The organism is Paenibacillus sp. 2TAB19, assembly GCF_052115185.1.
Lineage (GTDB): Bacteria > Bacillota > Bacilli > Paenibacillales > Paenibacillaceae > Pristimantibacillus.
Window position 1 is genome coordinate 77,780 of sequence record NZ_JBFRGE010000015.1, and the last position, 14,007, is coordinate 91,786.

The window sequence follows — 14,007 nt, forward strand, 5'->3', positions numbered from 1 at the left end:
ATACATTTACACATCTAGAAAGTAGAGAACCTCGCTCACGAACAGCTTCGGATCTTCCTTGTAAATTTCATGACCGATACCGGGCAATCGTTTCACTTTCACGTAAGCGTTCATCTGCCGTAGCTCATACAGCTCCTCATTCGTAATGAGCGGCGACAGCTCCGCAGCTAGAAGCAGCGCCCTTGTCGTTATTCGTCTATAATGCGAATGAAACGGCTCGACATTCATCGATCGGTACGACTGCACGATCGCCGGCATCGCACATGCGCGCAGCTCCTCCGCCTTCAGCGACACATCCATTTTCGTATTCGCATAAAAGGCTGCGAAAGCCTCCATATCACCTGCCTCAATCGCTTCCTTCGGCCCAGTGAACCGAGACAGCGGAGGTGGAAAAGGCCGCCTGCCTGGACCGCTGATCGGCGGATCGATCAGCACCATCGCGCTAATCAGCTGCGGATGTTCCGCTGCGAACGCCGCTGCTATCCGGCCGCTAAGCGAGTGACCAACTAGAATGGGCCGCTGCGCATGGCCGGACAAGCTGTTCATAACGGCAAGCAGATCATTCGTATAATCGCGAAGCGTGTAACCCTCTTCCGGCTTGAACGATTCGCCTCTGCCCCTTAAGTCGACCGCAACGCAATAAAATGATTTCGGCATCAGCTTCATGACAGGAAGGAACGACTTCGCGTACTCGGTGATGCCATGCAGGAACACGATCGGTTGCGCCTGTTTGTCTCCCGATACGATATAACGAAGCTCACCGTCCAACGTTTGAATCTTCACCGACTCATAGGCGAATCCATTCTCATCCATGAAGCGATTACCTCCAGATTCAACATCAGGCTCATGCATGCTCAAGCCCTTTCACCGTAATTTTGTGCTCTTTCAAATAAGAGTTGTATCGCTTCGCCAGCCAGCGGTTAAGCTGAGGCAAGGTACGTTCCAGCGCCGCATAACGGCCGCGGCTCGAAAGTCTCGCATACATCCCCTTCTGAATCGCCGCGTTCGCAGCAAGATCCTGCTCATTTATCTCCATCACACTGTCATTAGCCAGCTTGTAGCGCTCTTCGAAGTCAGGCAGCTGCGTCGTTTCCTTCGGATAACAGAGCCCTGCGCGGAACAGAATTTGACCCGGTCCTTGCGGCAATATAATGTTCCAGAAGATTTGATCCGGCAGCAAACCAAGCGTCAGCATAGGCGGCACGGCAGCAATCGTCATCTTGCTGCGCTGCTCCTCCGACAAGGTCGGAATGATCGGGAAGATCGCCTTCTGATCGGGCGAGAAGCCCGCACCTTCATGCGTGAAGCCCGTTGGGTGCATCACTTGTCCGTCTCCGTCCTCAAAGTCGATGAATCCGGCAAGCTTGCCCGGCGCGAAGTCATGCGGACCGCTGTGCAAATAAGTCGTATGGTACGGCTCTAGCGAGCTTTCGATCATGATTTTCCAATTCCACTTGCAATCCTCTACATCTACGAACGGCATCGCAATCATGTCGTTCACGTTATAGTTCTTCATCTCGTCGTCCAGCTTCTTAAGCGTAGGAGCAAGCGGCTCAGCATCCTTATCGAAGTTGCAGAAAATAAATCCGTTCCATATTTCCGTCTTCAACTGCGGAAGACTATGGTCATGGCGCAAAATATCGAAAGGCTCGATGCGGATCATCTCCGGCGCCGACACCAGCTCTCCCGTCTGATCGTAGGTCCACCAGTGCAGCGGACAACGGAAGTTTTTGCAATTGCCGCTGCCCTCAGCGACAAGATGACCGCGATGCTGACACACCGCGGAGATGACATAGATGCCGCCGTCCTTGCCGCGCGAGACGATAAGCGGATCGTCCTGAATCGTAATGGTAAAGTAGTCGCCCACGTTCGGAATTTGGTCTACGCGCCCTACGCATAACCATTCGCGATAGTAGATTGCCTCTTTCTCGAATTGATAGAACTCCTCGGAGGTATAAATCTCTGCCGGCATGGAACGGGCTTCCTTCGTCTCTAGCAAGGATGGTGCGATGTCTTCCAAGATAGATAGAACGGTTTCTGATGGTTTGTATTTTTTCATAGTAGTCCCTCCAAGGCTCATTTTTTTCTACGGGTGCTTATACGCCGTGAAACTTATACTGCTCGGGAATGAACGCTTCCCTCCGCTCCAGCAATTGCTCGGCTGCATACTGTCCGGCCTGCCTCACCTGTTCCTCATCCACCGTTGTCAGGACGCGGTCTTTCATCAGCAGCTTGCCGTCTACCATCACATTTTGCACGTCGCTGCCCTGTGCGGAGTAAACAAGATTGCTGACAATATTGTTGTATGTCTGCGTCAGCACTGGAGTCAGATGCAGCTTGCGGAAGTCGACCGTTATAATGTCCGCCTTCTTGCCAAGCTCGATCGAGCCGATCTCGCCATCCTGACCGAGCGCCTTCGCCCCGTCTATCGTCGCCATTCGCAGCACCTTATCCGCCTTCATCACTTTCGCGTCGTAATGCCTAACTTTCTGCAGCAGAGGAACGTACTTCATTTCCTCCATCATGTCGAGATTGTTATTCTCCTTAACCCCATCCGTGCCAATGCCGATTTTAATGCCTCGCTCCGCCATCTCGTGAATCGGTGCAATTCCCGATGCAAGCTTCAGGTTGCTGACAGGACAATGCGCTACAGCCGCACCAGTCTTCGCCATTAACTCCATCTCGCTTTCCTGCATCCATACACAGTGGGCAAGAACGGTACGTGGACCTAGAATACCCCGGTCATAAAAGAGCTCCACCGGCCATCTGCCGTAGTTTTTGTACACTTCCTTCGCCATCTCGATCGATTCTTCGCCATGCGTATGAATGCCGGTGCCCCATTTCTCCGCAATTCTCGCCGCTTCGCGATACGCCTCCTCGGTGCAATACGATAGATGCTCCAAGCCAACCCATACATGAATCCGCCCCTGCGCACTCCCGTTCCGATCCTCTATCAACCGAATATTGCTCTCCAGCGTTTCAAAATAATCGTAGCCCGGACGATCCGCCACGTACGGCGCGAACACCGCACGCACTCCTATTTCGTCAGCCGCATCGGCGCACCGATGAACGTGACGGTACATATCAAGCACGCTCGTCGTTCCCGACTTAATTCCTTCCGCATAGCTGAGTCTCGCAGCCGCGTACGCCTCTTCCTGCTGCAAGGCGCGATGCTTCGGATCGACATACCGGTGCAGCCACTCGAACACCGGCAGGTCCTCGGCCGTCCCTCTAATCAGGCCGGAGTGAAGATGAAGATTAACGAGACCCGGCATAATCACTTGGCCTGCGGCATCCAATACCTCTACCCCTGCATACTTGCTTAGCAGTTCCGCAGAAGGTCCGATATCGGCAATTCTCCCGTTCTCCACAAGAACTGCGCCGTCTGTCAGCATGTCATCGTTGTTATTCATCGTCAGCACAATTCCGCCTGCAATTAACCGTGTCTCGTTCTCCATTCTCATCGCCTCCGCAATCTAGATCCTGCACTTATGAAATAAACTCCGTCGTGAATGCCTTGCTTGCATCAAGCTCCTTCTCGATCACTTTCCCTTCGAACATTTGCTTCGCCAGCGTCTCCCACCGTTCAAGCGACATGTAGCCTACGCCATGCTCCGCTGCATCGCCCGTCCAGATCAAGTCTATCGCCGCTTCCGCGCCGAACTTCAACCACTCCAGCGTCGCGTCCGGATTATAGGTTTGAATGAACGGATTCACTTCCTCGTAATTGTCCTTGTAAAAGTTCCAGCCTTTGAGCGATGCATCGACATACGCTTTAACGATCTCGGGGTTTTCTTGCATATATTTCTCCGTCGTAATAAGCATGCAAGCATAAGGGTTATAGCCCGTTGCATCGGCGATCAACATGCTGCCGAAGTCAACGCCTTCTTGCTGCAGCGTATACGATTCATTCGTTACATACCCTTGCGTGTATGAGGACTTGTCATTGATGAAGTTCGCCATAGATCCCGTATACGCAACTTCCTTCACGCCCTTCACATCACGCGTATTCAATATATAGTTCCAGAACGGCTGCCCTGGCAAAATGTAAGTCGTCTTACCCGATAGATCCTCGATCTGGGCAAGCTTATTCTCATTGTGGTACATGAAGGCGATCGGATTCGTCTGCAGCACCGATGCAATCGCTACGACCGGAATACCTTGCGCACGAGCCATCAGCACTTCGTCGGCATGCGCCATGGCGAACTCCGCCTTGCCCGAGGCAACCAATTGAACGCCCGAAACTTGCGGACCGCCGGATTGAATCGTCATGTCCAGTCCGGCTTCTTTGTAGAAGCCCTGCTGCAAAGCCGCGTATTGACCGCCATGCTCCGCTTCGGCGAACCAGTTCGTCACCTGCGTAATCTTCTTTAGTGCCGCAGGTTCCGCGCCTCCGTCATTCGTTCCATTCGCAGCATTATTCGTTTCGTTGTTGGAGCCGCAAGCCGATAGTACGATCGATACACATAACAACACCATAAGAGCGAGACTGCGTTTTCTGTTCATCTGGTTACTCCTCCGTATCCTCTTGTTAGTTTAGTGTTAGATAATCTAACTTCATATCACCATTATGTTGGAGTGAACCGTTTGAAACAATCGATTTACAGTGTTTTTTATATTTTCATAAAAATAACGGGGTCCATTTGTGAAAATGATATATTTTGAGTTAGGTAAGTTTACATAATGGCGATTGCATATCATATATTAATAGTAAACACGCTCAAGCCTCTTCTTTATGTTTCTTGTAATGCCAGAACACAAGCTTCAGCTTCAAAATATCATTAAAATTGCGAAACTCGATATGCAGCAGCGAATTGATCTTCTCCATCCTATAGGCAATCGTATTGCGATGAACGAACATCCGCTTTGCTACCTCGTTGATCTGACCGTCATATTCCAGGAATAACTCCAGCGTACGGATCATCTCTTCCGAATGCTGTAGCGGGCCAAGGAATTTGCTGCTGTAGGAAGCCAGCACATCATCAGGGATATATTGCAGCAGGCGATAAACTTCTAAATCCTCGTCATAAAATACCGCCCCCGGCATCTCGGTCTGCTGAACGGTTTGTTGCGTATTGACGCATTCCGCATAGGCATCCTTCAGCTGCGACGCTTGGTTCTTGATTCTGCTCATGTAGAACCTCGGCTGCAACCGCTCCGAGCCGGGACCGCCGAACAGCGCCGCCAAGCATTCTCCGAGCGCTCTATTCTCGCTTTCCGGCAACGACGCTAACGAATAGAGCGACAGAATCGTTTTGCCGATCGGGATATGAATTCCTTTGTAGGCAGCCAGCTCCGGCGCGAACTCCAGCTTCTCATGCACATCCCAGAATGCATCCACCTCTTGGTCATTCACTGTTGCAAGCACGCAGCGGTATTGATCAAGCGGCAGCGCAATCCCGTATTTATCGAGCGACGAGAGCAGAACAGCCAGCGGCGCGCGACTCTGCAAGTACATCAGAAGATCGGTTACCCATTCCTCCCGTTCCCCTTCGCCTTGCCGTTTCTTCCTTCCCATGTAGCGCGACAGCAAGTCGCCGGCGAGCACGAACACGCCGTCCTCATCCTTCATCACCTGCGACTTGCCCGGTACGACCATCAAATAACCGTACAACGCATCGCCCTGCTGCAGCGGAATTTGAAAATATCTCGTCTCCTGCGAGCCGCACCATCTCGTCCCTTGCGCAGTCGCGAGTCTCGGCCGCCAGAACGACTCCTCCCAGCCGCTCGTATTGAACAGTAAATGGCCGCTTCGGCTAATAACCGCTACCGGATATTCAAGAATATCCGACAGCGTATTGTACACATCCTGCTCCGCAGACTGGCTTAAGGCGAGTTGAATGAGACTCTTCTGCTTCGTAAGAACAAGATTGAGCCCCTTCACTTCTTCACCAAGGGACGTCGTATAGAGACCCTTCATCATGTCCGAAAAGGTATATTCGTAAGGCAGCTCGATGAGAGGAAAGCCAAGCTCATTCGCTTCTTCGATAAGATGACCGGGAATGACCTCCCAATAACGTCCAAGCTTAATGCCAAGCGCCGAGCATCCACCGGCATGCAGCCGGCGAATGAGATCAATCGCCGCTTCCGGGTAACCTTTGAACACGAAAGCCGATGTCAGCAATATTTCCCCGTATTTCAGCCAATTCACAATATCCGGCGCATCCATCACGTTAACGGAGCGAATAACTCGCGTGAGCCCAGCCTCTCCAGCAACAAGTTTTCCATGCTGAAGAGGAAAGATGGATAGTGCCTGTTCGACGGTCATGTTCATCCCTCTCACCCCCAAGCCTAGTTGCGATTGAATCCTCAGAAACTCGTATAACCTCCGTCAGCGAACATCGCGCTTCCCGTTACGAACGATGCCGCGTCGCTGCTTAAGAATAGAATGCAATTGGCAATCTCCTTCGCATCGCCCAGCCTGCCAAGCGGATGCATGGCGATCAAATCCTCGATCGTTCCTTGCGGACCGCGCTGTCCGCCTGCGAATTGCCTGCGCAGCAGCGGCGTATCGATCGCTCCCGGACAGATCGCATTCACGCGTACCCCCGACGAAGCCGTCTCAAGCGCAAGGCTCCGCGAGAAATTAACAACCGCCGCCTTCGCTGCCGTATAGGCGGTGAACGAACTTGCGCCAACAACCGCAAGCTGCGATGCCGTGTTGACGATATTGCCCTTCGACGCCTTCAGCCATGGCATCGCCGCCTTGCTGCATAGATAGACACTCTTAATATTCGTGTCAAACACAAGATCCCAGCTTGCTTCGGCCATATCTTCAAGCCCTGCCACAAGCTCAATGCCCGCGTTGTTGACGAGCACATCCAGTGCACCCCACTCCCGTTCCAGCTTCGCGAAGGCAGCGTCGATCTGCGATGAGTCCGTCAAGTCAACAGGAATTCGCCAGAGACGCCCCTCCTTCGTTTCGGTCTCGAATTTCTTATCGAACACAGCGACGTCAGCCCCGCTGTCCGCATATGCCCTAGCTGCAGCGAGACCAATTCCTGACGCACCGCCGGTTATGAGTACTTTTTTTCCTGAATAGCTGTAGGTGACGTTCATTAGAATTTCCCTCTTCCGTTATAAGGTGTGTATGATTACGCGAAACGCAGTTCCTTCCACTCGGAGCGGCACGGATGGCCAATCGTGTAAAACATCGTTCGACCCGTTATATCCCATAGCAGTCCACTCATCGTTTCATGCGGCTCAGCCGCATTCGACCGCCCCTTCACCAAACCGTGCRCGCATATGCTGCCCGGCTCATCTCCCGCCCCCCGATGCATCGAAACAAGCTGCTTCAAGCGATCAATGACTTCGGCAGAAGTGATATCCCCCTCATTCCGCTTCAGCTCGGCGAGCACACCTTCCGCTTGCTCCAATCGTTGCTCGCGATCCTTGCGCGTGGTCTCCGCCATGCACCTCTGTTCCTCCTTGAACAACAGGAAGGATTGATTGCTTCGCGCAACGAATCCTGCATCGGATGCATCCTGCAGCGCCATCTTGCCTCTGCAGTGCTCGAAAACATAGATGAAGCCGCTAGCGTCAGCGATGACATGATTACCGCCAACCGGCGCGTTAACATCGGCAAAGGCTTGCTCGAATATTTGCCTTGCCCCTGGAGCGTCGGCACATTTGCTAAGCACCTCGGCTTGCACGATACCCCGAAGATCCCCGCCCCAATGCGGGTTATCTATCACCGCTGGCGCGAAAGACGAATCTACGGTTGATTGCGCACCACGATCATTCTCTACATAATCAAAATAAGAGCTAATAAGCGTCAGTCCAGCTCTGTTCATCCCGGCATTCACGCCTTGCTGCGGCACGAGGCCGTAAGCTAACGAATCAAAGCCGCCCGGCCCGTTCAACTGGCCATGCCAGAAGCCCGTCCACGGCGAATCGGATGTTTTGAAACCAAAGACACGCCTCTTGCCGTCATTACCGTTGATAACAATCGCACCAGTCGTACACATCGCAGTCACCTTTTTTCCACTAAAATGAGAATCAGTACATAAATACATAAGAGAGCAGACTTATGTTAGTCGACATAAGACCACTCTCTCTTAAGGAAGGCAATGTTAATGCTAGGACTTCATCGCCGATTCATGCCATGAGCTGAGCAGTCGATTCGATAGCGCATTAACAAGCAAATAGAACACAATGCCGAGTAGCGACGCCGAGAGGCCGCAAGCAAATAAATAGGGCGTCTGCAACCGTGTTGCCGCAATCGTAATACCGTAGCCTAGCCCGCCGTTGCCTCCGCCGATTCCCGCAATATATTCACCAACGATGGCGCCGACAACCGCGAGCGAACAGGATATTTTCAAGCCCGCCAATATATACGGAAGCGCCGCAGGAATACGGAGGCGAATGATCGTTTGCAGCCTCGATGCGTTGTATAGGTGAAACAGATTTTTCATATTCGTATCGGTCGAATTCAAACCAATGAGCGTATTCGATAGGATCGGGAAAAAGCTAATGACAAATGCAATCATAACGATGGCGTTAACCCCTGCACCAAGCCAAATCACGATGATCGGCGCAATCGCAACGACCGGGATTGTCTGAAGGATGATCGCGTAAGGATAGAAGCTCTTTTCAATCAACTTGGATAATGACAATAGAATGGCCGATACGATGCCGAGTACGACGCTGATCGCAAATCCCAGCACGGACTCCAGCACCGTCGTCGAGACCGAAGACAGAAGATTGCCCCAATTATCCTTCGCCGCGACGAACACATCCGACGGCTTTGGCAGCAGGTACGAAGGTGTGCCCGCGAGCGATACGATCAATTCCCATGCACCGATGGCAACGATAAATACAACGATTGGCGGAGCCATCTGCAGCAAGAGACGAATCACGGGATTATCTCTCCACGTTCTGTTACCAGTGTCCACGGGCTGTTCGGACGGAGAACTCGATAGGTACGATTCATTAGCAGCCATAGTCATTCTTACTCCTCTCCGTATCTGGAATCATGATGCACGATTAATGCTTAAGCGCAGCCGATACTTGGCGGATATACTCCACGAACTCCGGCGTCGTTCTATATTCTTCACTTCTCTCGAAGGAGCTTGGAATTTCGATAATATCGGATATTTTACCGGGCCTTGGCGTCATAACAACAACTCTCGAAGACAGCGCCACGGCTTCGAAGACGTTATGCGTAATAAACAGCACCGTCATCGATTTCTCTTGCTTCCAAATGTTAAGCAGCTCGTCCTGCAGCGTCTGTCGCGTAATCTCATCCAGTGCGCCGAACGGCTCGTCCATAAGCAGCAGCTTCGGTCTCGAGATAAGCGCCCTTGCAATCGACACGCGCATTTTCATGCCCCCGGAAAGCTCGCGCGGCAGCACCTTCATATGATCTTTCAACCCGACAAGCTCCAGCACTCTCTCGCCTTCCGCTTGCCTCTCGTTCTTCGATATGCCTTGCAGAGTTAACGGGAGCGTCACATTCGAGATTAAGTTCGTCCAAGGCAACAGCGTATGCTCCTGAAACACGAATGAAATATCGTTATGCCTAAGCGCCTCCTTCGGCGTCGTCCCCATAACGGTCAATCTGCCTTCCGTAGGAGCCGTTAGGCCGGCAATCATATTGAATATGGTAGACTTGCCGCAGCCGGATGGTCCGACGAAGCACAGAAACTCCCCCTCGCCTACCCTTAAGCTCGCTTGCTGTACCGCAACGGTGCCGTTCGGGTATTTTTTGCCCACATGTTGCAGTTCGACAAGCAGCGGACTTGCCGTTTCACTATGAAGACGTTTATTCGCAACGCTTAGCCCCTCATGCACGATCCCCATCTCTGTCAACCTCCCGTCAAAATCACTCTCGATCTTCCTACGCATCGTACGCTAATCGCAACTATATGTTATGTATTATAACATCAATAGTAGAGTTAGACACTTTTAAACGGGGAATAACTATGATTTTTATAATTGGATTGTGGAATTATACAAAAAAAAGAGTGAGTCCGAGCATGGATAAGATAGTTTGCGTTATGTTATGTGACACTTGAACTGTGCGAGGAAGAACCGCAACCAAAACGTCTAGTTGGCGTCAAACCTATTAACTAACTTTTGGAGGTTCTATCTATGCAGTTAAGAGGGCTTGTCATTGCCTGCGCGTTATCGATTGTACTAAGCGGTTGCAGTATGAACGAGGATCAAACGAATACAGATACGGATACGAACCAAGTAACAGCGCCGCAAGTCACACAGAAGAGTTCCACGGAGCAAGCCGCTGGTTTCGATGAAGTCCAGGCGGTAGCAGCTGTGCTTAAAGAGATGCCTGAATTCCCCGAAGCCGGACAAGCCAAGGAAATAGAGGTCGCGGCGGGAGGCAAAGAGCCTGGCACGAAGGTGAAAGGAACACTCGCCACCACTGTTGCCGCCTCGACCAATGCAGGAACCTATACAGTAACACTCACCAAAAACTTGGAGTACACCATCAATGACGAGAAGCTTCGCGGCTACTGGATCTACGAAGTAACACCAGAAGAAACTCGCCTCGTCGAGAGCAACGACAACACTAGTCTCATCGAGAATGTAAAATAACCACTGTTCACTTCGATGCTGCTCCGCCCTGTAAGAGCATATACGCTCTTACAGGCCACCTCGAGCATTCCACACTACGCCTCCGCAACAATCGCCAATACTCCCATTGAAAGTTTGTTTTTCCCTCATATCCGACTGCCGAGCTACAGCTTATACTAATCGTAATTTGTAGCAGCGAATTCCCCATCGGTGTTGCTAACATCCATGGCTGCCGCGTTTGCTGGCAGCCTATCTGTCGTTCATCCAATGGCCATTCACAATCCGTCATGAAGGAGCTATCCCCACATGATCCATCCGAATCACAGAGGCAAAACATTAGGTAAACTGAAGAAGCTAGACGAAGTATATACCTCCCTCATATTCAAAAAAATCGGCGAGGTAGCCGTCAACTATTTCGAGACGGCCGAGCATCGATACGAGGTTCCGAGCGACCGCGAGAATTGGCAGCCTGCTGGCAGCAATCAGCCATGGGGACAGGAGTGGAGCTCCGCATGGTTCAAGGGCAGCTACACTGTTCCTCATGAGCTCAGCGGACAAAAGCTGTTCATTGCCGCCAACACCGACGGCGTCGAGACGTTCTTCTGGGTGGGCGGCAAGCCCAGCGGCATCTACACCCACAAGCACGAAGCTGCCAATCGCGGCAATCATCACACGCTCCTGCTAACCGATGCCGCTCAAGCTGGCGCCGCCTTCGAGCTAGCCTTCGAGGCGTATGCCGGACATCCATGCGTCGGAACACAGCCGTACCAGGTAAGCGAGGCAAACTTCTCTGGCCAACAGCGCTACAACCGGACCTTCCGTTCGATTGACGTAATGGTCCGGCGCGACGATGTGAAAGACTTCGTATTCGATCTGCGCACCTTGCTTCAAGTTGCCAGCTCCGGCGCAGTCGATCCTTTCCGCAAAGCCAAGATCGAGAACGCATTGCTCGAGTTATTTCCGCTCCTTATACAATCACCGGACGAAGTATCCGAAGAACTGTGGCGACCGCAACTACTCGAAGCAAGAGCGGTAATGAAGCCTTTACTCGAGCAGCCGACTAGCAGCTCAGCGCCTACGACGGGTATAATCGGTCATTCCCACATGGATACCGCTTGGCTATGGACACGCGACGAGACGATTCGCAAATGCGCGCGAACTTACGCGAATGTCCTTAATCTTATGGAGCAATATCCCGAGTACAAATTCATCCAAAGCTCCGCCTTCCATGCCGAACTCATGCGCAGACATTATCCGGATATATTTAACGGGATGAAGCAAAGGATCGCCGAAGGACGTTGGGAAATTAACGGTGGCGTATGGATCGAATGCGACTGTAATCTCGTATCAGGCGAATCGCTCGTTCGTCAGTTTCTTGTCGGTCAACGTTATACAAGAGAACACTTCGGCTATACAGCGGACAGCTTCTGGCTGCCTGATACATTCGGTTATAGCGCGGCGATTCCACAGATTATGGATAGCGCCAGCGTACGCTACTTCCTGACGACCAAGTTGTCTTGGAACGATACGAACCACTTCCCTTACGACACCTTCTACTGGCAAGGACTCGACGGGACGAAAGTGCTCACCCACTTCAATACGATCCATTGCTGGCCGGATGCCGAGACGCTTATTGACCGCGTATATGCGAATCATAACGCGATCGCGCACAAGCACGTGAACGACAGCCGACTTGTCTCCTACGGCTTCGGCGACGGGGGCGGCGGTCCGCAATACGAAATGATAGAAATGGCAAGGCGCGTCTCCGACTTGGAAGGCGTTCCCCGCAGCGAGCATATGACAGCAAGCGAGTTCATGCAGCAATTGGAAGAGAACGCGGTTAACCCGCCGCTCCACGTGGGCGAGCTTTACTTCGAGGGACATCGCGGCACTCTAACGCAGATGCACCAGATTAAGCGCAACAACCGCAAGGCCGAACTCGCATTGCGCGACTTGGAGCTGTTCGAAAGCATCACTGCGGTCCATGGCGGCTCTTCGCCGGATCGCCAAAGACTCAAACAACTGTACGAGCTTTTGCTCATCAACCAGTTCCATGATATTTTGCCGGGCACATCGATTCCCGAAGTGCATGACCGCGCCATCCAAGAGGTCGGAGAGGTCATCGCTTCCGCTGAAGCCGCATCAGCCTCCCTCCTATCTCGATCCTTAAATACGAAGGAGAATGCCGTAACCGCATGGAATACGCTGAGCTGGGATCGTAATGACATCATCGCCGTGAAGGGCATTACGCCAAACCTATATCCATCGGATCAATCGTTGTTAAGCCAGCGCATTATCGATGCTTACGGCAACGAGAAGCTGCTTATTGGCGGCGCCACCATACCGGCGATGGGGTCGCTGCTCATTCCGCTCAGCACAAGCCATCCATCCGATGCAGCTTCCAGTCCATTCCGTTATGACGGGGCAGCGCAGCAATTAGAAACGCCGCATGCAATCGTACGCTTCGACGCTAACGGCTATATCGAATCCTTTTATGACAAGTCTGCCAAAAGGGAACTGCGAGGCGCGGGACACCCGCTCGGCGCATTGCTGATGGGCGAAGACCTTCCCGGCGCTTGGGATAACTGGGACATCGACCGCGATATCGAAGGCAAGCTGAAGCTTCAGACAGGACTCGTCTCACGCAGCATCACAGCGGATGGCCCTTTGCAATTCCGCATTAGCAGCGAGTATCGGATCGGATACAAATCCGCCTTGAGGCAGCAGCTCGTATTCCACGCGAATACCGCCAAAGTCGACTTCGAGACCGTAATCGACTGGCAGGAGCAGCATCAACTGCTCAAAGCAGGTTTCGAGGTCGCAGTACTCGCTCACCAAGCTAGACATGAGGTTCAATACGGACATGTCGAGCGCCCGACGCATACGAACACCCCTTATGATCAAGGCATGTTCGAGGTTTGCGCACACAAGTGGACGGATCTCTCCGAGAATCGTTACGGCGTCGCGCTCCTGAACGATTGCAAATACGGCATCTCGGTTCACGGATCGGATATGCGCCTTACCCTTCACAAGGGCGGCACTCACCCTGATCCGCGCGGTGACGCCGGCGTTCATGCCGTCACCTATTCATTCCTGCCGCACGCGGCGGGATTCAGCGCCGAATCCGTCATACGACCGGCATACGAGCTGAACGTGCCGATGCTTGCGAACCAAGGAGCCGCGCCGAGATCCGGCGACTCCTTCTTGTCCATCGACACAACGAATATTATTATCGAAGCGGTCAAGCCGGCTGAAGACGATGATGCCATCATCGTCAGACTTTACGAGGCGGAGCGTTCAGCCGTATCCGGCGCAACATTAGCTTTCGGCACTGCACCAGTACGCGTAGCCACTGCCAACATACTGGAGGAAGAGCTGTCAGACCTGCCGATCATCGGCGGCCATTCTGTCTCACTCGACTTCCGCGCCTTCGAAATCAAAACGTTGAGAGTCTATTTCTAAATATACAAAGAA

At 52.4% G+C, this 14,007-nt stretch carries 11 protein-coding genes; 2 read left to right on the forward strand and 9 right to left on the reverse strand.

Annotated features, from left to right (window positions below; genetic code table 11):
- Positions 1-6: 6 nt before the first annotated feature.
- From AB4Z33_RS09345 to AB4Z33_RS09385, 9 genes are all read right to left on the reverse strand, one after another.
- Positions 7-813 carry an alpha/beta fold hydrolase gene (locus AB4Z33_RS09345; RefSeq protein ID WP_442049676.1) on the reverse strand — a complete coding sequence of 269 codons (807 nt, stop codon included), beginning with the start codon at positions 811-813 and terminating at the stop codon, positions 7-9.
- 31 nt (positions 814-844) lie between these two features.
- Positions 845-2,059 (reverse strand): aromatic ring-hydroxylating oxygenase subunit alpha, encoded by a 1,215-nt coding sequence (locus tag AB4Z33_RS09350; RefSeq protein ID WP_442049677.1) that lies wholly within the window; start codon positions 2,057-2,059, stop codon positions 845-847.
- Positions 2,060-2,096: 37 nt separating this feature from the next.
- Complete coding sequence (locus AB4Z33_RS09355) at positions 2,097-3,458, reverse strand: amidohydrolase family protein (protein ID WP_442049678.1); 1,362 nt, start codon at positions 3,456-3,458, stop codon at positions 2,097-2,099.
- Between the two features lie 31 nt (positions 3,459-3,489).
- Positions 3,490-4,506, reverse strand: a complete 1,017-nt coding sequence (locus tag AB4Z33_RS09360; protein WP_442049679.1) for an ABC transporter substrate-binding protein — start codon at positions 4,504-4,506, stop codon at positions 3,490-3,492.
- A gap of 214 nt (positions 4,507-4,720) precedes the next feature.
- Complete coding sequence (locus AB4Z33_RS09365; protein WP_442049680.1) at positions 4,721-6,268, reverse strand: PucR family transcriptional regulator; 1,548 nt, start codon at positions 6,266-6,268, stop codon at positions 4,721-4,723.
- Positions 6,269-6,309: 41 nt separating this feature from the next.
- Positions 6,310-7,059 carry an SDR family NAD(P)-dependent oxidoreductase gene (locus tag AB4Z33_RS09370; RefSeq protein ID WP_442049681.1) on the reverse strand — a complete coding sequence of 250 codons (750 nt, stop codon included), beginning with the start codon at positions 7,057-7,059 and terminating at the stop codon, positions 6,310-6,312.
- Between the two features lie 35 nt (positions 7,060-7,094).
- Positions 7,095-7,976 (reverse strand): hypothetical protein, encoded by an 882-nt coding sequence (locus tag AB4Z33_RS09375; protein ID WP_442049682.1) that lies wholly within the window; start codon positions 7,974-7,976, stop codon positions 7,095-7,097.
- Positions 7,977-8,078: 102 nt separating this feature from the next.
- Positions 8,079-8,942, reverse strand: coding sequence for an ABC transporter permease (locus AB4Z33_RS09380; protein ID WP_442049683.1), 864 nt, complete (start codon positions 8,940-8,942; stop codon positions 8,079-8,081).
- A gap of 43 nt (positions 8,943-8,985) precedes the next feature.
- Positions 8,986-9,801 (reverse strand): ABC transporter ATP-binding protein, encoded by an 816-nt coding sequence (locus AB4Z33_RS09385; RefSeq protein ID WP_442049684.1) that lies wholly within the window; start codon positions 9,799-9,801, stop codon positions 8,986-8,988.
- Between the two features lie 291 nt (positions 9,802-10,092).
- Between AB4Z33_RS09385 and AB4Z33_RS09390 the strand changes: the two genes are divergently transcribed.
- A complete protein-coding gene (locus AB4Z33_RS09390; protein WP_442049685.1) occupies positions 10,093-10,554 on the forward strand; it encodes a hypothetical protein in 462 nt (153 codons plus the stop codon).
- Between the two features lie 285 nt (positions 10,555-10,839).
- The gene (locus AB4Z33_RS09395) at positions 10,840-13,995 is read left to right on the forward strand and encodes an alpha-mannosidase (protein ID WP_442049686.1); all 3,156 of its coding nucleotides are present in this window, start codon (positions 10,840-10,842) and stop codon (positions 13,993-13,995) included.
- Positions 13,996-14,007: the final 12 nt, after the last annotated feature.

What these genes read in the sequence shown, in the direction of transcription:
- AB4Z33_RS09345 (WP_442049676.1), bottom strand. Translation starts at nt 813, where the DNA reads ATGGATGAGAATGGATTCGCCTATGAGTCGGTGAAGATTCAAACGTTG.
- AB4Z33_RS09350 (WP_442049677.1), bottom strand. Translation starts at nt 2,059, where the DNA reads ATGAAAAAATACAAACCATCAGAAACCGTTCTATCTATCTTGGAAGAC.
- AB4Z33_RS09355 (WP_442049678.1), bottom strand. Translation starts at nt 3,458, where the DNA reads ATGGAGAACGAGACACGGTTAATTGCAGGCGGAATTGTGCTGACGATG.
- AB4Z33_RS09360 (WP_442049679.1), bottom strand. Translation starts at nt 4,506, where the DNA reads ATGAACAGAAAACGCAGTCTCGCTCTTATGGTGTTGTTATGTGTATCG.
- AB4Z33_RS09365 (WP_442049680.1), bottom strand. Translation starts at nt 6,268, where the DNA reads ATGACCGTCGAACAGGCACTATCCATCTTTCCTCTTCAGCATGGAAAA.
- AB4Z33_RS09370 (WP_442049681.1), bottom strand. Translation starts at nt 7,059, where the DNA reads ATGAACGTCACCTACAGCTATTCAGGAAAAAAAGTACTCATAACCGGC.
- AB4Z33_RS09380 (WP_442049683.1), bottom strand. Translation starts at nt 8,942, where the DNA reads ATGGCTGCTAATGAATCGTACCTATCGAGTTCTCCGTCCGAACAGCCC.
- AB4Z33_RS09385 (WP_442049684.1), bottom strand. Translation starts at nt 9,801, where the DNA reads ATGGGGATCGTGCATGAGGGGCTAAGCGTTGCGAATAAACGTCTTCAT.
- AB4Z33_RS09390 (WP_442049685.1), top strand. Translation starts at nt 10,093, where the DNA reads ATGCAGTTAAGAGGGCTTGTCATTGCCTGCGCGTTATCGATTGTACTA.
- AB4Z33_RS09395 (WP_442049686.1), top strand. Translation starts at nt 10,840, where the DNA reads ATGATCCATCCGAATCACAGAGGCAAAACATTAGGTAAACTGAAGAAG.